This window comes from Rhizobium sp. 01L419 (assembly GCF_056400025.1).
On the sequence record NZ_JBFTSM010000020.1, the window covers coordinates 82655 to 105579 of the forward strand.

Here is a 22925-nt window from a genome sequence, read left to right on the forward strand (position 1 = left end):
TGAATTCGTCAGGGGCTTCCAATCAACTGGCGGAGCCGTCGAATGCTGTGCGGCCAACTCCAATTCGCAAGCACAACCTCGCGCGGCCGCAGGGTATCGGCCCGTTCCAGCAAGTCCCGTATTCCGTCGTGGAAGTCATCCGCCGCAGCCGTATGACCGGTTTCCGGCGTGATATACTGCAGGCCGCATCTGAGCGCGCTGTTGGCAAGAACGGGGATGCCGGCCAACATGTATTCGGTCAGGATCGCAGGTGCACCGTCGTCGACGCCGCAGACAACTCCAATCCGGGATTGATTCATCAGCCGATTGACCTCGTCGAAAGCCACGCCCGGCGGCCCGACGAAATCCACGTTTATACCAAGTTGGTCAGCATGGCTCCGCAGTTCATGGACAAGCTCCCCGTAGCCGAATACGCATAAGGCGCGCAACGAACGCGGTAACTTGGCGAGCGCGTCGAACAGGATATCATGACGCTTATAAGCCTGAGCCGCTGCGACATAGATCAAGTCGTAAATCTTCGGTAGGTGCAATTGATGGAAGGTCAATTCGGACGCGAATTCCGGGCCGATCGGCATGACAATGGTCCGCATATCGGGATGCCTCGATCGTACGACCTCCGATTGCCACTGCGCACCGGTGATCACCAGATCGAAATGGCGGCTGACCTCAATGGGCACGCGAAAAGCGGGGGCGTCGATAGAATTATATATCGTGAAACTGTCGCGACAGGCCAGCATGATCTCCTCACTCACTCCAAGCCCCCAGACGCAGAGGATGTCCGGCGGGCCAAACGCCTGGATATGTCCGAGCATGTCATTCGACGCGAAGGGAGCCTTCGGGCCGTCCATACGAAACGCGCGGCGCAGAAGCGATGGCGTCTTGTCGGTCCATACCGAAGGCGGATCCGAGCCTTGCCAGTGCGTCCAGATCTCGGCGCAGTCGACGATGCCAGCCTTCATCGCAGCCAGTGGAAGCCGCTCGAGATAGCCGCCGGCAACCTCGATGCTGTCAATGTCGAAGAGGCGCGAAGGTGGGGTCCCGCGCCGGCCGCTGATCCATTGCGATCGGAAGGCCTCAATAGTCGGAAGAGCGTCCTCTCCCCAGTGCCCGTCCTGAAAGTCGCTGATGACGACGATACGGCGCGATTTCATGCATATCCTTGTGCCGGTGCGGCCGGCGGGGGTTGAGACAGAACGCTCACCAACGTAAACCGAGAATGAGGATGCAGGTTCCACCGACTCGGCGAAGCTATGCACAATCGAAGGGGCAACTCGTGTCGCCCGGCCGCAAAGGATACGTGCGCCTCGCCGCAAAAAGACCATTGACGTTGGTGCGTCTCGCCGGGCCAGGACTGGCGCGGATCGGCGCCACGGCGGAAGTGCCCCACGGCAGCTTGCCGTACGAGATTGCCCCGGCGTGGTCGAAGGAACTGTTAAAACACCCCCTTGCGTTCGACGGGATCGCCTATCACGCGCGCCACGACGACACCGAACTCTGCTTTGCGCTCTACGAACGCGCGGCAGATGTAATTTATGAGGTTTCCCGAGATATCGAATTGGACCAGGATTGGTTCTGGGAGATCGGTGAACGTTATGGGATCGGCTTGGCACCCTAGCTGCGCTGCGGGACATGGTGCGCTCTCAATTGCCGTTATGTGGCTGCATGCAACCACGATCGATGACCGTGCTTTTTGTTGCTTTCGAACGCGCCGATCCGACCGTAGCTTCACCGACCCAAGCAATCGACGACTTCGAAATCGATCACTATCGATACCTGTTACTGAGCAAGATCGGTAGCAAGGTGTGCGACGTCAGCCATAGCGCCTCGCTGTCGGGGTGACACGTGCTGCCTGACTGCGAATGTTGCCAATCGCACGCTTCCCGACAACCGAAAGAGCGGCGTTCTGGATGTTCTGGCCATTGGCAACGCCCTTTACGAAAGCAAGCGCATCGGCCGCATAGGGGGAGGGCGGCAAAACCCGACCGGCGGCCGCAAAAGCCGCATCCTGCAGCTTCTTGCCTTGGGCGAGCGCCACGGCTCCGTCGAATGCCGCCTTCGCGGCGGGGCCGCCGGGCAGGCGGTCGCGTGCAGAAGCCAATAATGACTGTCCGATGTTCTTGCCACTGGCAAGATTGAGCGCGACGTCAAAGGCGGTCTGGGCGATTGCCCCTCCGGGGACAGCGCTGCGCGCTGCCGACAAAAGCGCCTGCGTTATCGGCTTGCCGGCAGCAAGCGCATTGGCAGCACCGAGAGCGGCTGCGACCCCGGTGCCGATACCCGGCACGAAGGGAGCGACCATCTCAGCCAATCGAAGCTGATCGCGTGCCGCGTTGATCTGGCCCTTGACTGCTCCCTTCAGAGCACGGTCGAGGCGCTCTCCCTTCGCAACCCTCACGCCAGCATCAAGCGCAATGGCAGCCGGGCCGGCGGCGAGCCTGACCGCACTGGCGCCTATCCGGGCGATATCGCCGATCACCGGGATACGGCCGACGGCCTTGGCCGCACTGCCGACGACATTGGATACTTTCTTGACAACCTTGCCCACGCTGCGCACGAGGCCACCGAGAAAATACTCCATCTGCGGGTCATAATCGAAAGGGTCGAAGGAAGGCATCTGTTCGCTTTCCCATTCGCCTTCGGATTCGAGCACAGTTGCGAGGGCCGGCGCATAGAGTTCCGCTGCAGCCGCCAGCGCGCCGAGTGCTTCGCGGCGGCCGCCATAGCCGCTGAACTCTTCGATCGCGTGGCGTGCGGCCTCACCGGAAAGCCGTACGAAGCGTCGGCTCTCGGCCAGGGCGCGGCGACGGCTGTCAGTCTCGCCGAACTCCATGTCGAACTGGCTGTCCGGGCTGTCGCTCAACAGCCGGCGGCTGGCGATATTCTTGAGAAGGCCGCCCATCGCGGCGCCGAGTTGCGGGCTGAGCATCCCGCCGGAGCTTGCGGCAGCATGGGCGAGTGTGGCGCCCAGCAGGTGATCGAAGTTCTCTTCCGATCTGCTGCGCAAAAGGCGAATGCCGAGTTCGAATACCTCCGCGTCACTAAGCGCCTGGTCGAATATCGGGGTCCGGCTGCGGCGCAGGATGTGGCTCCCATAAGATGGCTCAATTGCGATCGTCATCTCAATTTCTCCGCGGTTGATCGGCTTGGATGGCCGGCGATCTTCTCCTGCAAGCGGGGTGCCAAGCCGAAGGATCGACGCGCATGACCGCGAGCAAGGTGGCCGAAAGAGAGCGGACGAGCGGTCGCCGGCCAGGAAGCATGAATGAAAACAGTTTCTTGGCCTTGCGTCCCTTGCTGCGCGGGCTGGTTCGTTTGCCCCTTGCAGATCCGCTGATCCCCTCGTCCATACCGAAAGTACTTTCGCAAGAATCCGTTGATACCTGACCGACGGCGAAAGCTGTTTCGGTGCCTCTCGATAATGAAATAAATAAAATCAATGGGTTAGATTTGGCACGGAAGTTGCGATGCTCTCTTTGTCACCGCAGGCATCGCGCCGGCGAAACGAGTTTCAAAACTGGAGAGCATGACGATGAACGGTTTCGAGAAGGAAGCATTCGTAAGGGATGCATTCGAGTTGAGCCCGCAGAACGAAGCTTTCGAGAGCGAGTTCGAATGGGGCGGCGAGGCGGAGGCCGAATGGGGCCATGAAGCCGAAACGGAATGGGGAGGCGAGGCCGAAACCGAATGGGAGGCCGAAGGAGAGGGCGAGACGGAGGCTGAATGGAGCGGCGAATACGAATGGGAAGCCGAATCCGAAGCTCTCGGCGAAGCCGAGGTGATGGAACTCGCCGGTGAACTCCTCGAAGTGACCAGCGAAGCCGAACTCGATCTCTTTCTCGGCAATCTCATTAAAAGTGCCGGTCGTGCCATCGGCCAGGCGGTGAAGTCGCCTGTCGGCCAGGCGATCGGCGGATTCCTGAAGAGCGCGGCAAAGAAGGCTATTCCCCTTGCCGGTGGCGCGCTCGGCGGTCTTGTCGGCGGTCCGCTCGGCGCGCAGATCGGTAGCGGACTTGCGTCTGCAGCCGGCAATGCGCTGGGTCTGGAGGCCGAGATGGAAGCAGAGGATCGTGAATTCGAAGGCGCCAAGAACTTTGTGCGCATGGCCGGCGATGCCGTCAACAAGGTGCTGACGTCCTCTCAGGGCGGTGATCCGACCGCAGCCGCCAAGGCGGCCGTCACGGAAGCCGCAGGCAGATTCGCACCCGGTTTGTTGTCGGGCGCCGGCGGTGGTCGCCGCCATCATCGTCCCCAAAACGGCCGCTGGCATCGCCAGGGACACAATATCGTTATCGTCGGTATCTGATGGCCGGGAACCCTCAAAGAGGAGGCTGCGATGCCAACATCGCTCAGGCCCGCCGACGGCAATTTTCGCGCCCGCCGCAGGGCAAGGCTCTCGGGCAGCGGTCCCATGCATTGCACCGGATGCGGCGAGCCCGCGGGTCAGTGCAACTGCGGTCCACAGGCCTCCGGCCAACACGGCACAACCTTATGGAGAAATTCGATGCATGATCTGGATCGCGTACGCCTTGAACTCGGCGCGCGGGAACGCGAGCTTGAAGCCGAACAGTTCGAATTCAACGAGACGGAGGCGTGGAGCGGCGAAGCCGAGACCGTCTTCGGCGAGATGGAGAATATGGAACTGGCCAGCGAATTGCTGGAGGTCGGCAACGAGGCCGAGCTCGAATATTTCCTTGGCGGGCTGATCAAGAAGGCGGGCCACGCGTTGGGTGGCTTCATTAAGTCGAGCGACGGCCAGGCGCTGGTCGGCATGCTCAAAAAGGCCGCTGGCAAGCTTTTGCCGCAAGCCGGCGCAGCACTCGGTGGGGCAATCGGTGGTTCCGAGGGCGCGCGCCTTGGTGGCCAGGCCGCTTCACTTGCCGGCCGTGCCTTTGGCCTTGAATTGGAGGGATTGAGCGATGAGGACCGTGAATTCGAGGTGGCGCGACGCTTCGTCGATCTTGCAGGCGAGGCGGTCAAGAACCTCGTGCAGGCTTCGCCGGGGCAGGCACACGGCGGCAGCGCTGCCGGCGCTCTTGCGGCTGCCATCCAGGCCAGGGCACCAGGTCTCGTTTTGTCGATGCCAGGTCCACGGCACCACGGGCGCGCAAAAAGCGGCAGCTGGGTTCGGCGCGGCCACTCGATCATTCTCATTGGAGCGTGAGAGCCATGTCCGCCGCTCCCCTTGCGCATTGGATGCTGGAACAGGAGGCGAGGGCTCTGCTCACCAGGCTCGCCCGGCTCAAGCCCTTCGTGCTCAACCAGCCGATGGTGCCGGCGGCGTGCTTCCTGCCCACGGCCCAGCTCGCGATCGAACGCTTTCTCGCCAAGGGGCGCAGCGAACTGAAGGCGCGAATTCGTCAGTTCATCGTCTGGGTGAACGGCCCGGGCCGGCGGGTTCCGGCAGCCGACGCACAGCAACGTTTCGTCTTTCTCAGGCTGCGCTTCAATGCGGTCCTGTCACAGCTCGATCTGTTCGACCATGTGCTCGCGCAGCGCGGACAGAACGAGCTTGGCGTCTGGCTTTCGGGCCTCGACGCGGTGTCTTCCGACGCCTTGGCGCTGCCGCAATACTACAGGGCGCCTCCGGTGATCTGCTATCTCGATCGGGGCGTGGGGGCGGCGATCCGACGCGCCCGCACACGCCTGCCTGGTGGCGGTGAGAACCCGGTCTCGATCATCCGCATTCCGCGCGAGCGCATGATCAGCAGCGGTATTTCCTCGTCGCTGATCCATGAGGTGGGACATCAGGGGGCCGAACTTCTCGGACTTGTCGCCTCGTTGCGGCCAGCAATCCGCCAAAGGGCCGAACGCTCCAACGATCCGGTGGTTTGGAACCTTTGGGAGCGCTGGGTTTCCGAGGTGATCTCGGATTTCTGGTCGATCGCCCGTCTCGGGATCGTGTCGACCCTGGGTTTGATCGGTGTGGTCGGCCTGCCGCGGCCGTTCGTGTTCCGGCTCAATGTCGACGATCCGCACCCCATGCCCTGGATCCGGGTCAAGCTCAGCTGCGCCATCGGCGACGCGCTCAACCCGCATCCGCAATGGCAGCGCGTCGCCCGCGTGTGGGAAAGCTACTATCCGCTCGACAGGCTCTCCGGAAGCCAGCGGGACCTGATCCTTCGGCTGGAGGCAAGCCTGCCGGCTTTCGCCGAACTTCTGGCGGGTCACCGACCTGCCTCGCTCAGAGGACGCTCACTTGCCGAGGCGCTGGAGGCACATGACCGTCGCCCCGAACGGCTCGGCTCCCTGTTCCAGACCTGGCGGCGCGAACCCGCGCAAATGTATCGGGCTCCTCCATCGCTGGTCTTCGCCGCCATCGGTCAGGCAAAGGCGGACGGCCGTCTCGGCCCAGAGGACGAGAGCGAGCTTCTGGCGCGCCTCCTGACCCATTGGGCCATCGGCAGCACATTGAATGTCGTCCCGGTCTGGACTGGTTTGTCCGGCCGGCAACCGAAAACCATCCCTGCAATCTGACGCTGGAGTAACGAGCATGACATCCGTAGCCACTTCTTCGCAGACCGATTGGAACTGCCGTATCATCTATTCGCCCGCGAAGCTCCATGAGGGTTTGCCGGTCGATGTTGGCGTCTTGCTGAATCACCTCGAGATCGGAGATGTGGACATAGGCACGCACCCCGAACTTTATGGTCTTTACGAATACCGGTTCACGCTTGACGGCAAAACCCTCCTCAATGACGATCAGCTGGAGTTTTTCGACAACCCGGATCAGTTCAAGGTGCCGGACGTCTTTCACGGAAAGCATGTCCTGACGGTCACGATGCGTCGGCTTAAGGATTTTCCTGCCAATATCAGGCGGCTGAAGCGCTACTCCGATCTGCCTGCACTCCCAGACATCCTGGAGAATAGCTGCGATATCGAAATCTCGGCGAGGCACGATCTGCCCACGAAGGTGGCATTGCAGCGTTCGGGCGCTTCACCGACGCCCGACCAAGCGCTTTGGGCGGCGATCCGCAATCGCACGTCGGCGATGAGCTTTCCCCGCTATCAACGCTTCATCAACACGCTGCTGGTCGACAAGGGCGGTTTCGACAAGGCGGTCCAGACGGTGGAGCGCGAACTCAGCGATCTGGACGTAGATGGAAGACGCCAGTCGCTCGGTGTGTTCGGTCCACATGCATACGGAATTCTCAAACTCGCAACCCAGGCTTTTTTGACGCTTGAAAGCGGCGTTGCGATCCGTGAACGCGATGCCTTCGGCGAAAGTGATGACATTTTCAGCGCCGAACATGAAGACGTGCGCATGGAACGGGAGGGCGTCACCGCGCGCGGTCTGGAAAGGCGCCTGCGCAGTTATCTCAGGACGTCCGACGGACAGCCCGTGGCTTTGCCCTATCTCAAACGCATCGTTCGAGCCTTCATCAGCCTGGATAGGGATGATCCGGCAAAACCGGAGACTTCGCCGTTCGGCGAAGGCATCCTGAAACACCGTTTTACCGCTCCCAGCATGCTAGAGCTGATCTGGTCCTACTGGCTGGAGGAGGGCATGCTGGTCCAGACGATCAACGCGATTGCCCTGCGATTCCAGAACCGCCGCAGTTCACCGCAAGATCCGCTGGGCGAGCTGGAATTCGATCCGCTGCGACCGCTCAACAATCTTCTCTGGGGCTATATCCAGGACGAGCATAATCGCCTCACGGTGTCGCGCCGTGCCTATGAATACCAACATCATTATGGTCTCATCCTGCAGGGCAAGGCGGTCCGCGGCATGGTTCCGGCTGATACGCGTTCCAAATTCATTGAGGCGTTCCATAATCTGCTGTATCGCGCCGGCCTGTTTTATCGGGAAGATCGCGACACGACCGTTATCGCTGATGCCTTCCCGCTGCTGAACGCGTTGAAGGAGGTTCATCTTATTCTCGCCGAAGGTGCCCATAATCAATTCGGCGATCTGACCTGGACCGCGCGCGGTGAAATGCTGATCAATCAATGGATGCTCGCACGACCCGAGACGCGCGAATTCCTGCGCGGCCGCCACATGGTACCCTATCAGGAAGGGTGGATGGGTGCGGTCGACTGCATGAAGAAGCTGCAAGGCTGGTCCGATACGTCGATCACGCATTTCCACGAGTTGGCCGTGACGGGCGAGCGCATCCTGCTGTCCATCCGTTACGGGGATTGGGTCGATATCAACAATATCGAAGAGCAGGCCAAAAACTGGGCCCGGAGCTGCAAACCCGAGATCCAGCGCTATCTGCACGGCTATCAGGCCGTCACAGGTGTCGATCTTGGCGCCGAGACGACCGAGGCGCAGGATGGCGCAGGACGGCTCACCCAACCGTCGAAGCTGCTGCAGCGACGCCTGTTGGCCCAGCACAGCGGTTCTCCAGGACGGCGGCCGGGCGGCATGCGCACGATCGGTTCGTCTGCTGGTTCGCCTGAGGAAATGCAGCCGCTGCGCCCTGCCCAGAAATATCTCGCCGAGAAGTAGGGCAGGACCATGCCCGACTTTACTTCGGCCCTTTATCTGGGCTTGACCCACAACCATGGCTCGCTCCGGCCGTGGCGGCAGCTGACAACCGGGCGCCCGGCGGCGCTCGGCTCCCTGCGGGAGGTCGAAGACCTCGAATCCGCGCTCGCCGAGTTTCTCGGCTGCGGCGCGGTTGCGGTCGGCCCTTCGACATTTCACCTGTTCTGGGACCTGTTCGACATGTTTGCCGACGACATTGCAATCCATAGGGATAGCGGCGCATATCCCATCGCGCACTGGGCGGCCGACGCCGTTGGCGCACGCGGAGCGCCGCAATTTGCCTTCGCCTCCCACGATCGCAGCGCGCTTCGGGCCTCGCTTGCGTTGCGGTCGGCAAACCGGAGGCCTCTCGTGCTCGTGGATGGATTGAACCCGCTCACGGGGCAGCCAGCTCCACTGCCGGACTATCTTGATCTTGTCCGACAACGCAAAGGATGGCTCGTCCTTGACGACACACAGGCAATTGGCATCCTTGGCAGACAGGCAAGTGCCGCCCGTCCCCTGGGCATCGGTGGGGCGGGCACGCCAGCATGGTTCGAGCTGGCCGACCCGCACCTCATCCGTGTCGCCTCGCTTGCCAAGGGCTTCGGGGTGCCACTTGCCCTGATCGGCGGCAGCCGTTCGCTCATCGAACGCTTCAAGGCGATCAGCAAGACGCGCGTGCACTGCAGTCCGCCCTCCCAGGCGGACATTGCAGCGGCGCGGCGAGCGTTGATGATCAACGCACGGCATGGCGAAACGCTTCGCCAGCGCTTGATCAACGTGATCTCATCGTTTCGACAGGGGCTGAGCAGCTTGGGCCTGGCGGCCCATGGCGGGTTTTTTCCGGTCCAGACCCTAATCCTGCCGGCGCGCATGAAGGCCACCGGACTGCACGCGGCACTCGACTGGTTGGGGGTTGCCACCGTTCTCCATCGTGCACGTCGCGGCGGTCGAGCCCTCGTCAGCTTCATTTTGAACGCGAGCCACGGGCTCGCAGACATAGAAGTGGGGCTTGTCGCCCTGCATCTGCTCCTCACTGCCTGCACGCGACAGAAACCAGCCTTGCAAATCCAGGAGTAACAGCCATGGACAGATTGTTGCGCTTCAATCCCGAGCCCTTCGGCCCGGAACTGGAAATGGAATATTTCGAGCACGAGTTCGAAAACGAAGCCGATATGGAGGAAGAATTCCGTGGCCGCGGCGGAAGGAGAGGTTCGATGGGGCCCGGCCCCGCTCACAGTCCTCCATCGCGCTATCGCATGACGTCTCGCATACCGTTGCGGAAATCGGGCCCCCGTCCCCAGTTTCGAACGGGGCAGGGCCGTTTCGGTGGTCAGACGGGTTCGTCCTTCCAGACACCAGGAGGTGGTTTCGGGCCATCCCGCAGAGGCGGCGCACAACAACGCCATCCGTGGGCAACGCAGCACAGCCAGCGCCATTTCGGCCGTGGCTATCACGGCTGGCGCAATCCGTGGCGGGATGGGATTTTTGCCCCCACAGTCCCCTATGAAGGCGGCGTGCCGTCCGATTTCGTGAGCTGGATCCAATCCAGCCTCAACGATCAGCTCGGACTTCGTCTGCCTGTCGACGGGGTCATGTCGGCGGCCACGCGCGGCGCGGTGCGCAGTTTCCAAGAGCGACAAGGACTGCCCGTCAACGGTCTCGTCGGACCCGAGACTCAGGCTGCTCTGAGACAAGGGCCGGGTGGGGCCGGCTCCACGGGTGCCCCCGGCCCGGGCGGCCCGCCTGCGGCAGAACCCGCGTCGCCGGCCCCCGAGGCCTCGCCGCCTGGCTCCGCGGCGCCACCCACCGACGGCGCAGCTCCCGGCGAACTGGAATTCGATATCGAGGCCTATCACCCGCAGCGCCGTCGCAAGCGGCCGGCGCCGAAGAAGACAAAACCCTCACCTGCTCCGGGGCCTGCACCCCTGCCGGCCGCGACGATTGCGGCCAATGCGGCAAGCATCGCCCAGAAGCAATTCGACCTCTGGGACAAGGGTAAGCTCTCCGAGACACAGCCTCGCGCCTTGCCGATGCTCCAGGACTATTGGAAGACAGGGCTCGGCATCAGCTACACCACGACGCAGCTGGCCTCTCCGGCTTTCCAGAAGGCACATTACTGGAGTGCTGCCTTCATCAGCTGGGTCATGCGCAAGGCCGGGGCCGGCAGCGCCTTCAAATATGCAGCCTCCCACTCGGTCTATTTTGCGGCTGCGCGCAAGAATCGCGCGGAAAACAACGACAATCCGTTCAAGGCCTACCGTCCGACCGAGATCGCGCCGCGACCGGGCGACCTGATCTGCAACTGGCGTGACAGGCCGGTCACCTATGATAGCGTCAAACCGGGTGATCCCGGTCATTGCGACGTGGTCGTCGCCGTCAAGCCCGATCACCTGCTGGCGATCGGCGGCAACAAGGGCCTGAACGGCACCGTGTTGATGGTCAAGGTGCCGATCGATGCAAATGGCCGCCTGAAGGGTCCCAAGTTCTACGGTATCATCCGCGCCGAAGACGCGGGCGGATCCATCAGGCCGGGACCTTCGCCCCAACCTCAGCCTTCTCCGGGACCTGGTCCGTCCGTCGTGCCGCTGCCCAGCGTCGCCGTGCCACCGGTCACCAGGACCGAGCGTGTACCGCCGGGTACAACGCTCTACACCAAGATCGATCTCGCCATTGTCGACAAGTTCGGTATCAGGGCCGAGCCGATAACCGGCATCTTCGTTCCCAACGGCTTCGTCAGCGGCCGCGCCACGGACATCGCCCTCTGGCTGCACGGCCACAAGGGTGACAGCAACCGTCGGCTCACGATCGATCAATACTGGAACGCCAGCCGCGTTCCCTATGGCGCCTTCCGCGAGGGCATAAACGACAGCGATCGCAACATCGTGCTGGTCGCCCCAACGCTCGGGGCGCGTTCGGAGGCCGGGACGTTGGTGAAGGCCGGCGGACTGGACAAGTTCCTCTCTCAGGTCCTGGGGGTCTTGGGGCAGGGCGTGCCGTCTGCGCTCGGCAATCTCATTCTGGCCTGTCATAGCGGTGGCGGTTCGCCGATGCGGCGGATTGCCGGCGGTAGCGACAAGGCGCTGGCGAACCTGCGTGAATGCTGGGGGTTCGATTGCACCTATAACAGCGGCGACGACAGTTTCTGGGCTGATTGGGCCAGAAGGCGTCCGAGTGCGCGTTGCTTCATCTATTACATCAAGGGGTCGCCCACCGCGAAACTGGCCGAATCCCTGCGCAACAAAGGCGTTGCCAACGCGATCGTTCTGCCGTCGAGGGATGCGCGCCACAACTACGTTCCCATCACCCATTGGAAGGAGCGCCTTCAGGGAGCAGCCTTCTTGCGGCAGCGCGGTTCGCCCGGTCCCGGACCATCGCCGCAACCAGGCCCGCGGCCGGCTCCATCAGACGAACCGGATGACCTGAAATCGCTGAGTCACGCCGCATTCATCGAATTCGTTGGTGTCAGGGCTCGCAAGGCGATGGTTGCAACCGGAGTGCCGGCTTCCGTTACGGTGGCCCAGGCGATCGTCGAAACGGGCTGGGGCAAACACACGATCGGCTCGGCGAAAAATCTCTTCGGCATCAAGGGCAAGGGCCCGGCAGGCAGCGTGACCGTGCCGACTAAGGAATATGTTCGAGGTCAATGGGTGACGATCCAGGCTGCCTTCGCCAGATACAACAGTTTCGAGGAAAGCATTACCGAGCACGCGCGCTTTTTCCTGCGCAACAAGCGCTATGCCAAGGCTCTCGCTGTGAAAGGCGATGCGGAGGCATTCGCGCGCGAGATCCACAAGGCTGGATATGCGACGGGCCCTGATTACGCCACCCAGCTGATCAAGATCATGCGCCAGAACAACCTCCGCCGGTTCGATAGCTAGGCCTCGATCGATGGAGCACCTGTGTGGCGATAGTGGCAGGAAACTGCCGCTATCGTTTGTCACCGATCATCCACGACATGGATCTGATCGCGCGGACTCTTTATCGCGGCGGCATCGATGCGATGACCGAAACGATCAGTTGATAGGTCTGACGTCATCAAGTCGTCGATCTGGAAGGTCGCGGGTGTGGGCTCGCCGGATCTGCAGGGCTCGATCGGTGACGCCGAGCCTTTGAGCGGCTTTTTGCAGGCTGCCATTCTCAAGGCGCGTCGCGCACCGAATGGCGCATTCTTCGGCGGCGCGTCCGATTTCCTTCAGTCCGACGCCGAGCAGAACCGCCCGCTGGATGAGGGTCTCGAATGTGTCGTCCGGCCAGTCCTGGAGCCTTGCCGGATCGACCGGGCGCTCGTTGCGCGGCACACAGCCAATGCTGATGATGCCGTCGTCCGCGCAACGATACATGAGGCGTGCGATGACCTGCTGGAGGTCCCTGATATTGCCCGGATAGCTGCGTTCCATCAGGTATCGGCAGACAGCTTCATCGAGCACCGGCGGGCGGTTCGTGCCGGACATCTTGCGAATGAAATAATGGGCAAGCGGGATGATGTCTTCGGTGCGCTCGCGAAGCGGCGGCAGGCGCGTCACGAAACCGGCAATGCGAAAATAAAGATCGGCGCGGAAAGTGCCTTGCTCAACCATGTCGCCAAGATCGCGATTGGTGGCACAGACCAGCCTGAAACGCGTGCGATGCCAGGTGCTTCCACCCACACGCTTATAGGCGTGCTCCTGGATGACACGCAGCAGCTGGGCCTGCAACGCAAGCGGAAGTTCGCCGACCTCGTCGAGAAACAGTGTGCCGCCATCGGCGAGCGCGAATGCCCCCTGACGGTCGCTCAGCGCACCGGTGAAGGCGCCGCGCTCATGGCCGAAAAACTCGCTTCCGGATAGTTCCGGAACGATGGTCGAGCAATCGAGGATCACCATGTCGCGCTTTTGAGGACGTGGATCGAGGTCGTGAACAAGCCTTGCCGTCACTTCCTTGCCCGTGCCGCTTTCGCCCATCAGCAGGATCGGTGTGTCGCCGAAATGGGCTGTCTCGGCAATGTCGCGCAGAAGGCCGCGCCACTTGTGGCTATTGCCGACGACAACATTTTCTGACACGGATTTTTCAAAAAGCTGATCGACGGACAATTTTCGCTGGAAGCGGGCCTTGATCTGGGACACGACTTTCCCGAGATCGCTCCAGTAGATGACGTCGGCTGCTCCGGCCCGGAGCAGGTCCCAGCCTTCAGCTCTGGAAGTATTGGCTGATTTCAGGACGACTGCGATGACGTAGTCCGCGTCCTTGCCAAGCAGGATTTTTAATGCCCCAGCCGAAGGCGCGATAAAACACAATCCGAGTGATCCCGTATTGCTGTCATGCGCCGAGACAACCACGATGCCTTCCTTTGCCAGAGCAGCCGCGATCTGTCCTTTCAGATCGTCGGCAATCTCCCCCGAGTACTGCACCCAGCAATTCGCTTTCATGGCTATTGCTCCTGCGCGAGGGTAGGGGGATTTGTCGACCGATCGGCCCTGGTAGCGAGCGACAACGATCAGGCTTCGACGAGAGACAACCCCTTTCCGGACACGAAACAGTTCTTCGCGACAATGTGAGTCGATGAGATATGAGATGTCGTCTGCGAGGCTTTCCTGGACAGCAATTGCGGCCTGTCCGCCGTTTGAAAGGCCAAGGGCGCGCAAGCCGTTCTCGCGCGCAATCAGCCGATAAGGGTCGGCCCCCGGGGAGGGGCCAGGCCTGTTCGTACGTGGGAGGCGGGTCTCGAACAGCCAAGTCACCGCAAGACCTGATCGCAATCACAGATGCTGCGCAGCACGCGTGAACCACTGGTCCAATCACGACTGTTTCGGCTCGACGGCCAAATTCAAGATGATGTCATTGCGAGCAATAAAGCGGCAGTACCAAGCTGCTGCTGAACAGCATACCCCTCCCAGCAGATGATAAGCCCAACCCTGACGAAGTAAACAATAAGCTGTCACGGTCAAAACGTCTACTATAGGTGGGCACTTTTCAAGATTCTTTTGGAAGTCCAAAAACACCGAGCAGGTCGATCGCGGGAAAGGTCCGCGGATGGGAAGGCCGACCACTGAATGGGGCGCTCGATCGGCTTGGCGATGTCCTCGCCTTTCTCTCTGGCCTCTATGATTGCATGGCAGACTTTCGAAATATCCTTCAGGGGCTTCTGCGCCTCTCGAACCGACCGCGTCACGTGAGCGGCCGCCCGATTGAGGCCAAGGCATCCGGCGTGAAGATTGATCGGCTTGGGATGGCCGATGCCATTCGCTGTCTCCGGGACGGAGGTACGCTCACGGTCCGGAAGCTCGATCGCCTCGGCCGATCGATAAAGCACCGCATCAAGATTATCGCCGAGCCGGAAGCCAAGGGTGTCGGGTTGCGCTCCATCACCGAAAACATCGACACCACGACATCCAGCGGGCGCCTGGTTTTTCCACCTGTTCGGGGCATTGGCGCAGTTCGAGCGCGATCTTATCCGGGAGAGAACCCGCTCCCGCCTGCAAGCCTCAGAGAAACGAGGCCGGCGCGATGGTCGCTAGGTGGTGATAACCCCGGAGAAGCTCGCGAAAGCCCTTCAGTATCCGGCATCCGGCCCCAATCTTCGTGAAGCTGCCGCTCGTGTAAAGATCGGCAAGACCGTGCTTTACCAGCGCTCAAAGTCGAAAATCAGCCTTGTCGAAGGTCAACTAGGCTTGGGTCACGTCGTTGACCCGACCAGCAACGGGCTCGCGGTTTGGCAAATATTAAATGATGAAGGTGTGCAGGTTGCAGTATACTGTGGTTCGGCGTGTCCCGATTTACTCGATGGCAAGCCATCAGGTGCCATCATGATGGCAGGTGGCCAATGGCTTATATTTGGCCAAAAGGAGACCATCACAATGGCCGCACCACAACTCTCTGTCCGAAGCTCCAAGGCAAGGGATCTAGCTCACAGGCTAGCACGCCGTGAAAATCGTTCGATTGCCGAAGTGGTTGAACGTGCGCTTGAGGCATACGAGACGCGTGAGGCGGGGCGCGAGCCTGCTTCTAGTTTTTATGCGCGTATAAATGCAGAAGCTGCCACGGACATCCATCTGGATGCTGTCATCCGTGAAAATCGCCATCCTCATCAAGGCATCGAGCTTTGATATTTCTCGATACCAACATCGTCTCCGAGACGTTGAGGAAGGCTCCAGACGAAGCTGTCATGGCTTGGCTGGTTCGTTCGATGCCGAATTGGCCCTGCCAATTGTGACAATCGCCGAGATTGCTTTCGGTATCCAGAAGATCAGACCGGACCAACGAGCCGATCGTCTGGAACAGGGTCTTGTAGAGTGGCGTCGCCGGTTTGCCGATCGGATCTATGAGCTGATGGAAGAAGCGCCCTCGCTTATGGGGAAATCATGGCGGAGGCGGTTCGTCGAGGACGCGCAATGTCAGCAACTGATGCAATGATCGCTGCAGTCGCCCGGGTGAATGGCGGACGGCTGGCCACACGCAATCTCAAGGATTTCGAAACGACGGGTCTCAATCTCCTGTGCCCGTGGGATTTCTGATCGTTCCTATGCTTCCAGTTGCTCGTTGGTGGTGAGATGCCGGCCGTTACACTTTTTGGAAAAAAGGCATAGCTGCGGGACGGCGGCGGAAATGTGTTTCTCCACATCCTATTAAGCCCCTTTCTCGTCCGTAATCTCCCGACGATTTCCCCTTTTTGCAGCCTCAAATCAATCTACTATCGATAAGTATCCCTTATCGATGATAGACAATGAGATAACAATGTTGCATTGAGACCGCGTCGTGCGGCGGTTGCCACCAGTGAACCAACCAACCGCAGCCGAGCACCGACATCAGTGCGAGGGCTTCCGTGTTGCGCTTGACCGCGCCTGACGCGAGCTGCAGCGACAGCGGGCAGGGAAATATATATGATCGTCGAGTGCCGAACTAAGCGGCGATGAAACTCTTTGGGGGCGCTGTTGCGAGTAGTTCAAGAACCACTGCTGACCGGCCTGGGACCTGCCATGTCGGCTATGGAGGTAGTGCGCGACGCGGACCTAACAGGGCTGGTTGCAGTCGTAACTGGCGGTTCGTCGGGTCTCGGGCTAGAGACGGTCCGCGCGCTTGCTTCCTCCGGGGCAAGTGTACATGTTCCCGCTCTCGACCCTGTCGCTGCCCGCGCGGCGTTGAGCGGAATCGACAAGGTCGATGTATGGGCCCTTGATCTTGCGGACGAGGCATCAGTTAAAGCTTTTGCGAACGCTTTCCTCGACCGTCAGGATCGGATCGACATTCTCATTCTCAATGCTGGCATAATGGCTCAGCCGCTTTTCCGTGACAGGCGTGGCCATGAGGGCCATTTCTCTATCAACTTCCTCGGACACTATCAGCTCACGGCGTTGCTGTGGCCAGCATTGCTGGCCGCCCGGACATCGCGAGTGATCGTCCTGTCATCCCGAGGACACCAGATATCCGACGTCGATTTCGAGGATATTGATTTCGTTCGACGTCCCTATGATAAGTGGATCGCCTACGCTCAATCAAAGACTGCGAACGCTCTTTTCGCGGTGGCGCTTGACAGGCGCGGCCGAGCAAATGGAGTTTGCGCATTTTCTGTTCATCCGGGGATGATCGTCACACCAGGAATCCGGCATCTATCTCAATCCGAGTTCGACGCTGTCGGGGCGCTCGAACCGGACGGGACTCCCGTGATAGACCCAGCTGCGGACAAGAAAACACCCGGGCAGGGGGCGGCTACAACGGTCTGGTGCGCAACTTCCCCGACACTGAATTCTCTAGGAGGCGTCTACTGCGAGAACTGCGATATTGCTTCTGTCGAGACCGAAGGGCCCTATGGAGTGCGCCCTTATGCGATCGACCCAGAGAAGGCAGAAAGTTTGTGGCAAATGGGCGCGATTTTGACGGGGCTGGACATTGCAATAGCCTGACGCAGAGTGTTCTCTAACAGTACCTTGCGACGACGGCACGGCACATACTGATCCCATACATTATCGAGCCGGGATCTCGTATATGGAGCGTCATTCTCCGACACGACAGGATCGGCTATGATACGCTGCACTCCCGTTGGCAGGTTACGTCAGGATGGAACAACACGCATTGCCTAGAGCATCCGCCGCGTCGGATGTGGTGACATTCTTCGGCGAATTCCGGCTTTATCCGGCGCGACACCTCCTTGCCAGAGGCCAGGAGCCGATCGCAATCGGGTCCCGAGCACTGGACATCCTCATTGCGCTGACGGAGCGGCCCGGCGAGCTCGTGACGAAAGATGAACTGATTGCGCGCGCCTGGCCCAATTCGATCGTTGAAGAATCAAATCTCAGGGCGCAGATCGCGGTGCTTCGCAAGGCGCTTGGCGAGGAGCAATCCGCGGCGAGCTATATCGCCGCCGTTCCTTCGCGGGGCTATCGGTTCGTTGCGCCATTTTCGCGCTCGGAACTTCCGAACGGGGCTGCCGCGTACGCAGCGTCGAATAATCTTCCAAGGCAACTGACGCGACCGATCGGACGGGAGGAGGCGATCGAAATCCTTGAAGGACGGGTTCAAAGGTCTCGTCTTGTCTCCATTGTCGGTCCTGGTGGCATCGGAAAGACAACGGTCGGCATCCGTGTGGCGGAAGAGTTATCCTCATCGTATGAGCATGGCGTGTGCTTTCTGGATCTGGCACCGCTCCGGGATCCTTCGTCGCTTCCGTCCGTACTGGCATCACAACTTCGGCTCCCGGAGATTACGGGCGATACCGTGTCCCTGCTGACCGCGCACCTGCGTGACAAGCGGATGCTTCTGGTGTTCGACAGTTGCGAACTCGTTCTCGACGCCGCTGCAGGACTGGCGGAGATCCTGCTCCGGGAGGCTCCGGGTATCGGCATTCTGGCTACCAGCCGAGAGGCATTGCGGGTGGAGGGTGAGAGCGTCTACAGGCTTCCCGCCCTCGGTATGCCCCCGCTTGGCTCGGGCCTAACAGCGGCCGATGCCTTGGTGTTTCCCGCCATCCGACTTTTTGTGGACCGGGCAACTTCGTCCGGAGGTGAGTTCACGTTCGATGACGACGAAGCTCCGATCGTCACCCATATATGCCGTCAGCTCGACGGAATTGCCCTGGCAATCGAGCTCGCTGCGGGTCGGGTAGAGGCGTTTGGCACTCGAGGAATAGCGGAGCTTTTGAACGACCGGTTACGATTGCTGACGGGTGGCAGGCGCACCGCTCTTCCACGTCACCAGACGCTGGCTGCCATGATCGACTGGAGCTACGGCGCGCTTTCGCGCGAGGAGCAGACGGTGTTGCGAGGGCTCGCCGTGTTCGCTGGTGAATTCGGACGCGATGCAGCGGAAGCTGTTGCTTTCGATGCTCACGCAAACGAGCGCGATGTACCGGGGCAACTTGCGCAACTTGTGGCGAAGTCCCTCTTAGCTGTTGATACGCACGGCAAGGCGGCACGATACCGACTGCTCGATACGACACGCGCCTTCGTTGCAAGCAAATTGCAGGAAGAAGGGGAGGTATGCCTCGTCGTCCAGCGCCTTGCGAAATATCTGTGCGACACCCTCGAGCATTCGGCGGAGGACGTGGAAATCCTGTCAAGCGAGGATTGGTTGCTCAAGTACGGGTCTCAAATCAACAACGTCCGCTACGTCCTCGACTGGGCGTTCTCTGACAACGGCAACGCCGATATTGGGGTCGCCGTAACTGTTTCGGCCATTCCGCTCTGGTATCAATTGTCGCTGGTCGATGAGTGCCTGACGTGTGTGCGCCGCGCATTGCTTGCCATCGATCCCGGGGAAAAGCGGGATAGGCGCGCCCGTCAGGTCATGCAGCTTTATAGGGCGCTCGGTCTCTCGCAGGCCTTCAAGGTCGGGTTCGCGCCACAGGCTCCTGCAGCGTTCGCAAAGGCACTGGAGATAGCCGAGGAGCTAGGCGACGTCGACGCGCGGGCAGAAGCCCTATGGGGCTTGTGGATCGCGCAGGTGGGTATGGGCGAGTATCGGGCGTCGCGCGACAATGCCGATCGGTTCGTGAGGCTTGCTCGCAACAGCCTCGACAGGTTCATCGGCGACCGCATGCTGAGCATGACGCTCTTCTGCATAGGAGATTTACGGGGGGCCCGTCGCCACGCCGATCTCATGCTGGAGCACGATGTCTCGACCGAGCTGCCCCCTGGGGGGTTCGTTCGGTTCAGATTTGGTCAGTCGGTTTCGGCGCGAATACAGCCCGCTCAGCTCCTGTGGATGCAGGGCTTCCCGGATCAGGCCGTGCGCGCCGCCGATGCCGCCGTGGAGGCGGCACGCACCTCCGGCCACGCAATTTCGCTTTGCGAAGCGTTGGCCCGGTGGTCATGTCCAACCCTGGTTCATGTCGGGGACCTCGCGGCGGCTGATTGCGCGATCACGGAACTGCTTGATTTGGCCAAACTGAACGGCCTTGGTCCGTGGGAGGTATTCGGCCGTTGCTGGAAGGCGGCCCTGCTGATCCAGCAAGGACAGCCCGAAAGAGGCGTTCCGCTTCTCCGCAGTGGACTGGCGGAACTGCGGCAGGTCAAGCTTTTCAACCTCTACAACGTCAGATTTGTCTGCTTCCTGGCCGAAGGTCTCGCCTTGCTCGGCGAGCACGCCGAAGCGCGTGCCCTAGTGGAGGCGGCCATTGCCGCAAGCGAGCACAAGGAGGAGCTCTGGTATATTACGGAGCTCTATCGTCTGAAAGGTGAAATCCTTGCGCAATGCGGACATGGCGACGAAGCCGAGCAGTGCTATCTCCATTCCTTGGAACTGGCACGGCAGCAGGACGCACTTTCCTTGGAATTGAGAGCCGCCCTGAGCCTTTCTCAATCAGTCGCGGGTCGCGGCGACAGAGCTGGAGCGCGCGAGCTTCTGGCCACGGTCTATGAACGTTTCAGCGAAGGTTTCGATACCGCAGACCTGCGCACGGCAAAAGCGATGCTGGCGGAACTGTCCTGATCCAGACTTCTTGTTCCGCGGACGCCCGCTTGACCGTCCCACAAGAATTCACCGCGATTCACTGGCTGGTGGCCGCCGTGTTCTGCCATCTTGTGCCCGTCGCCGGATTGTCGGCAACGCATAAAGGGCAGACCGATGATGACCACCACGCCTACAGAAATGGACGCACTCGTCCTCACCGAGACCAACTCGGACCTTGTTCGTTCCCGCATGGTCTGCCCTGCTCCCGCGGCGGGGGAGGTTCTCGTCCGCGTCAAGGCGAGCAGCGTCAACCCGCTCGATCTCAAGATCAAGAGCGGACAGGCCCCGCACGCCCGCCATCCGTTGCCCGCAATCCTCGGAATGGACTTGGCCGGAGTCGTCGAGGCAGTCGGCCCGGGCGTAACGTCCTTCAGGCCTCAGGACGAGGTCTTCGGCTTGACCGGCGGCGTTGGCGGCCTGCAGGGATCACTTGCGACCTTCGTTTCTGTCGATGCCGACCTGCTCGCACCTAAGCCAACCAACCTCACCATGCGCGAGGCCGCCGCACTGCCGCTGGTGTTCATTACGGCCTGGGAAGGGCTGGTGGATCGCGCTACCGTCCAGGCACGGCAAAAGGTGCTCGTACTCGGTGCTGGCGGGGTCGGGCATGTAGCAATCCAAATCGCGCGCGCCTTCGGAGCTCAGGTCTTCGCCGTGGACAAGGCGTCGAAGCATAAGCAGATCGAAGAGCTGTGCGCGACGGCGATCGATCGCCATCAGACTACCGTCGAGGAATACGTGAAAGACCACGCGGGCGGACGTGGCTTCGATGTGGTCTATGATACCGTCGGCGGCGCAGGGATAGATGCGGCGTTCAACGCCGTGCGCAGGTTCGGCCACGTTGTCAGTTGCCTCGGATGGGGCACACATTCGCTCGGACCGCTTTCATTCCGTGCGGCAAGCTACTCGGGTGTTTTTACGCTCCTGCCGATCCTGACTGGCGAAGGCCGCTCTCATCACGGGGCAATCCTGAGGGAGGCGAAGCGCTTGGTCGAAGCCGGAAAGGTCACGCCACTTCTGGACCCGCGACGATTCAGCTTCGAGACTGTCTCGGCAGCCTATGCCGAGGTCGAAAATCGCACCGCCAGCGGAAAGATCGTTATCGACGTTGCCGACTAGGTGGACGTCTCACTACAGCCAAGGAGAAGACAATGCCATTCGTTAACGTAAAGCTCGCCGACGGCGTCTTCACGCCAGAGGAAAAGCACGCCATGGCCAAGGCGCTAACCGATGTCATGGTCAAGTTCGAAGGCTCTGAAGCCTTCCGCGAGGTCGTCTGGGTCTTGATCGAGGAACTACACACGGATGGCTGGCACATCGGTGGCAGGCCGTTCGAGGGGCCGAAGTCCTTGATGACCACGCTTTCGAAATCGAAAGACATCGTCGAGACGATCGACGGCCATCCGACGACGCGCAAAGAGTGGTCCGAGGCCGCGCCAGTCGTCGTCTGACCACCCGCGATCTGTACAGCGGCGAGGACAGAAGGTCACGCAAGACTTCCGCCTTGCGGAGCCATCCGGCCATGAAGGAACAGGACCATGACTTCGAAGGAAAATTTGCCGATACCCGCCGTCACGAGACGGGAAGTTCTGATCGGGACGGCCGCCACAGCATTTGCCGCCCTGCCGGTGCAGGTCCTGGCGGCGACGATGTCTTCAAATCCAACCAGAGCAGATTTCGAAACCGGGAGTGAGATCATGAGCAGCATCACGACGAAAGACGGCGCGCAGATTTTCTACAAGGACTGGGGTTCCGGTCAGCCGATCGTATTCCACCACGGCTGGCCTCTCAGTGCGGACGACTGGGACAACCAGATGCTGTTTTTCCTAAGCAAGGGTTTCCGTGTCATTGCGCATGACCGTAGGGGCCATGGCCGCTCGAGCCAGACATCCGGTGGCAACGACATGGACACGTACGCGGCCGACGTCGCCGCCCTGGCCGAGGCTCTCGACCTCCGCGATGCCGTTCACATCGGCCATTCGACCGGGGGCGGGGAAGTCACCAGGTATGTGGCCAAACATGGGAAGGGCCGGGTCGCGAAAGCGGTTCTTGTCTCCGCAATCCCTCCGGTCATGGTCAAGTCCGACAAGAATCCGGGCGGGCTTCCGATCGAGGTGTTCGACGGCTACCGGGCGGCGTTGGCCGCGAACCGCGCGCAGCTCTACCTCGATATCGCAAGCGGGCCGTTCTATGGCTTCAACCGCCCTGGGGCGACCGTCTCGGAAGGTACCATCCGCAACTGGTGGCGACAGGGCATGATGGGCGGTGCAAATGCACACTACGAATGCATCAAGGTCTTCTCGGAAACCGACTTCACGGAGGACCTCAAGGTCATCGACGTCCCCGTGCTCGTGATGCACGGCAGCGACGATCAGGTGGTTCCGATCGCCGACTCTGCGGAGCTGTCGGTAAAGTTGCTCAAGAACGGGAAGCTAAAGGTCTACGATGGCTACCCGCATGGTATGTTCACGACGAACGCCGACGTGATCAACGCCGATCTGTTGTCCTTCATCAAGGCTTGACGGCAGGGCAG

Annotated in this window: 18 protein-coding genes and 2 pseudogenes; 17 read left to right on the forward strand and 3 right to left on the reverse strand. The window is 60.9% G+C overall.

What is annotated here, in order from left to right:
* Positions 1-8 precede the first annotated feature (8 nt).
* On the reverse strand, positions 9-1151 hold the full coding sequence (locus tag AC1DUP_RS30465; RefSeq protein ID WP_477836521.1) for a glycosyltransferase family 4 protein: 1143 nt from the start codon (positions 1149-1151) through the stop codon (positions 9-11).
* A 122-nt stretch (positions 1152-1273) separates the two neighbouring features.
* Here AC1DUP_RS30465 and AC1DUP_RS30470 point away from each other — a divergent pair, with 122 nt between their 5' ends.
* Positions 1274-1615 (forward strand): hypothetical protein, encoded by a 342-nt coding sequence (locus AC1DUP_RS30470; protein WP_477836447.1) that lies wholly within the window; start codon positions 1274-1276, stop codon positions 1613-1615.
* A 195-nt stretch (positions 1616-1810) separates the two neighbouring features.
* On the opposite strand, the gene AC1DUP_RS30475 is transcribed toward AC1DUP_RS30470, so the two are convergent.
* On the reverse strand, positions 1811-3118 hold the full coding sequence (locus AC1DUP_RS30475) for an Rpb4 family DNA-directed RNA polymerase subunit (protein ID WP_113310824.1): 1308 nt from the start codon (positions 3116-3118) through the stop codon (positions 1811-1813).
* An 83-nt stretch (positions 3119-3201) separates the two neighbouring features.
* On the opposite strand from AC1DUP_RS30475, the gene AC1DUP_RS30480 reads away from it, so the two are divergent.
* From AC1DUP_RS30480 to AC1DUP_RS30510, 7 genes are all read left to right on the forward strand, one after another.
* Positions 3202-3384 carry a hypothetical protein gene (locus AC1DUP_RS30480; protein WP_162748584.1) on the forward strand — a complete coding sequence of 61 codons (183 nt, stop codon included), beginning with the start codon at positions 3202-3204 and terminating at the stop codon, positions 3382-3384.
* A 145-nt stretch (positions 3385-3529) separates the two neighbouring features.
* Positions 3530-4303, forward strand: a complete 774-nt coding sequence (locus AC1DUP_RS30485) for a hypothetical protein (protein ID WP_162747123.1) — start codon at positions 3530-3532, stop codon at positions 4301-4303.
* Between the two features lie 198 nt (positions 4304-4501).
* Positions 4502-5161 (forward strand): hypothetical protein, encoded by a 660-nt coding sequence (locus AC1DUP_RS30490; protein WP_113297708.1) that lies wholly within the window; start codon positions 4502-4504, stop codon positions 5159-5161.
* A gap of 5 nt (positions 5162-5166) precedes the next feature.
* On the forward strand, positions 5167-6474 hold the full coding sequence (locus tag AC1DUP_RS30495) for a hypothetical protein (RefSeq protein WP_113310825.1): 1308 nt from the start codon (positions 5167-5169) through the stop codon (positions 6472-6474).
* Positions 6475-6490: 16 nt separating this feature from the next.
* A complete protein-coding gene (locus AC1DUP_RS30500; protein ID WP_113297710.1) occupies positions 6491-8449 on the forward strand; it encodes a hypothetical protein in 1959 nt (652 codons plus the stop codon).
* Between the two features lie 9 nt (positions 8450-8458).
* Entirely contained in the window at positions 8459-9550 is a 1092-nt protein-coding gene (locus tag AC1DUP_RS30505) for an aminotransferase class I/II-fold pyridoxal phosphate-dependent enzyme (RefSeq protein WP_113297711.1), read from the forward strand.
* 5 nt (positions 9551-9555) lie between these two features.
* Positions 9556-12351 (forward strand): DUF2272 domain-containing protein, encoded by a 2796-nt coding sequence (locus tag AC1DUP_RS30510; RefSeq protein WP_477836451.1) that lies wholly within the window; start codon positions 9556-9558, stop codon positions 12349-12351.
* 135 nt (positions 12352-12486) lie between these two features.
* Here AC1DUP_RS30510 and AC1DUP_RS30515 read toward each other — a convergent pair whose 3' ends face one another.
* Positions 12487-13878 carry a sigma 54-interacting transcriptional regulator gene (locus AC1DUP_RS30515; RefSeq protein WP_477836453.1) on the reverse strand — a complete coding sequence of 464 codons (1392 nt, stop codon included), beginning with the start codon at positions 13876-13878 and terminating at the stop codon, positions 12487-12489.
* A gap of 800 nt (positions 13879-14678) precedes the next feature.
* Here AC1DUP_RS30515 and AC1DUP_RS30520 point away from each other — a divergent pair.
* The 9 genes and pseudogenes from AC1DUP_RS30520 to AC1DUP_RS30560 form a co-directional block, all read left to right on the forward strand.
* Positions 14679-14771 (forward strand): annotated as a pseudogene (locus tag AC1DUP_RS30520) (recombinase family protein); the annotation flags it as partial.
* 25 nt (positions 14772-14796) lie between these two features.
* Positions 14797-14967, forward strand: coding sequence for a recombinase family protein (locus AC1DUP_RS30525; protein ID WP_477836455.1), 171 nt, complete (start codon positions 14797-14799; stop codon positions 14965-14967).
* Between the two features lie 339 nt (positions 14968-15306).
* Positions 15307-15555, forward strand: coding sequence for a type II toxin-antitoxin system VapB family antitoxin (locus tag AC1DUP_RS30530; RefSeq protein WP_477836523.1), 249 nt, complete (start codon positions 15307-15309; stop codon positions 15553-15555).
* Positions 15552-15963 (forward strand): annotated as a pseudogene (locus AC1DUP_RS30535) (PIN domain-containing protein). Before AC1DUP_RS30530 ends, AC1DUP_RS30535 begins: the two are co-directional and overlap by 4 nt.
* Positions 15964-16425: 462 nt before the next feature.
* Positions 16426-17349 carry an SDR family NAD(P)-dependent oxidoreductase gene (locus AC1DUP_RS30540; protein WP_477836457.1) on the forward strand — a complete coding sequence of 308 codons (924 nt, stop codon included), beginning with the start codon at positions 16426-16428 and terminating at the stop codon, positions 17347-17349.
* 154 nt (positions 17350-17503) lie between these two features.
* A complete protein-coding gene (locus tag AC1DUP_RS30545) occupies positions 17504-20371 on the forward strand; it encodes an ATP-binding protein (RefSeq protein ID WP_477836459.1) in 2868 nt (955 codons plus the stop codon).
* Between the two features lie 135 nt (positions 20372-20506).
* Positions 20507-21511, forward strand: a complete 1005-nt coding sequence (locus AC1DUP_RS30550; RefSeq protein ID WP_477836461.1) for a zinc-dependent alcohol dehydrogenase family protein — start codon at positions 20507-20509, stop codon at positions 21509-21511.
* Between the two features lie 32 nt (positions 21512-21543).
* Complete coding sequence (locus AC1DUP_RS30555; protein WP_477836463.1) at positions 21544-21843, forward strand: tautomerase family protein; 300 nt, start codon at positions 21544-21546, stop codon at positions 21841-21843.
* A 246-nt stretch (positions 21844-22089) separates the two neighbouring features.
* Positions 22090-22914 carry an alpha/beta fold hydrolase gene (locus AC1DUP_RS30560; protein ID WP_477836465.1) on the forward strand — a complete coding sequence of 275 codons (825 nt, stop codon included), beginning with the start codon at positions 22090-22092 and terminating at the stop codon, positions 22912-22914.
* The last annotated feature ends 11 nt before the right edge of the window (positions 22915-22925 follow it).

What these genes read in the sequence shown, in the direction of transcription:
- AC1DUP_RS30465 (WP_477836521.1), bottom strand. Translation starts at nt 1,151, where the DNA reads ATGAAATCGCGCCGTATCGTCGTCATCAGCGACTTTCAGGACGGGCAC.
- AC1DUP_RS30475 (WP_113310824.1), bottom strand. Translation starts at nt 3,118, where the DNA reads ATGACGATCGCAATTGAGCCATCTTATGGGAGCCACATCCTGCGCCGC.
- AC1DUP_RS30480 (WP_162748584.1), top strand. Translation starts at nt 3,202, where the DNA reads ATGACCGCGAGCAAGGTGGCCGAAAGAGAGCGGACGAGCGGTCGCCGG.
- AC1DUP_RS30485 (WP_162747123.1), top strand. Translation starts at nt 3,530, where the DNA reads ATGAACGGTTTCGAGAAGGAAGCATTCGTAAGGGATGCATTCGAGTTG.
- AC1DUP_RS30490 (WP_113297708.1), top strand. Translation starts at nt 4,502, where the DNA reads ATGCATGATCTGGATCGCGTACGCCTTGAACTCGGCGCGCGGGAACGC.
- AC1DUP_RS30495 (WP_113310825.1), top strand. Translation starts at nt 5,167, where the DNA reads ATGTCCGCCGCTCCCCTTGCGCATTGGATGCTGGAACAGGAGGCGAGG.
- AC1DUP_RS30500 (WP_113297710.1), top strand. Translation starts at nt 6,491, where the DNA reads ATGACATCCGTAGCCACTTCTTCGCAGACCGATTGGAACTGCCGTATC.
- AC1DUP_RS30505 (WP_113297711.1), top strand. Translation starts at nt 8,459, where the DNA reads ATGCCCGACTTTACTTCGGCCCTTTATCTGGGCTTGACCCACAACCAT.
- AC1DUP_RS30510 (WP_477836451.1), top strand. Translation starts at nt 9,556, where the DNA reads ATGGACAGATTGTTGCGCTTCAATCCCGAGCCCTTCGGCCCGGAACTG.
- AC1DUP_RS30515 (WP_477836453.1), bottom strand. Translation starts at nt 13,878, where the DNA reads ATGAAAGCGAATTGCTGGGTGCAGTACTCGGGGGAGATTGCCGACGAT.
- AC1DUP_RS30530 (WP_477836523.1), top strand. Translation starts at nt 15,307, where the DNA reads ATGGCCGCACCACAACTCTCTGTCCGAAGCTCCAAGGCAAGGGATCTA.
- AC1DUP_RS30540 (WP_477836457.1), top strand. Translation starts at nt 16,426, where the DNA reads ATGTCGGCTATGGAGGTAGTGCGCGACGCGGACCTAACAGGGCTGGTT.
- AC1DUP_RS30545 (WP_477836459.1), top strand. Translation starts at nt 17,504, where the DNA reads ATGGAACAACACGCATTGCCTAGAGCATCCGCCGCGTCGGATGTGGTG.
- AC1DUP_RS30550 (WP_477836461.1), top strand. Translation starts at nt 20,507, where the DNA reads ATGATGACCACCACGCCTACAGAAATGGACGCACTCGTCCTCACCGAG.
- AC1DUP_RS30555 (WP_477836463.1), top strand. Translation starts at nt 21,544, where the DNA reads ATGCCATTCGTTAACGTAAAGCTCGCCGACGGCGTCTTCACGCCAGAG.
- AC1DUP_RS30560 (WP_477836465.1), top strand. Translation starts at nt 22,090, where the DNA reads ATGAGCAGCATCACGACGAAAGACGGCGCGCAGATTTTCTACAAGGAC.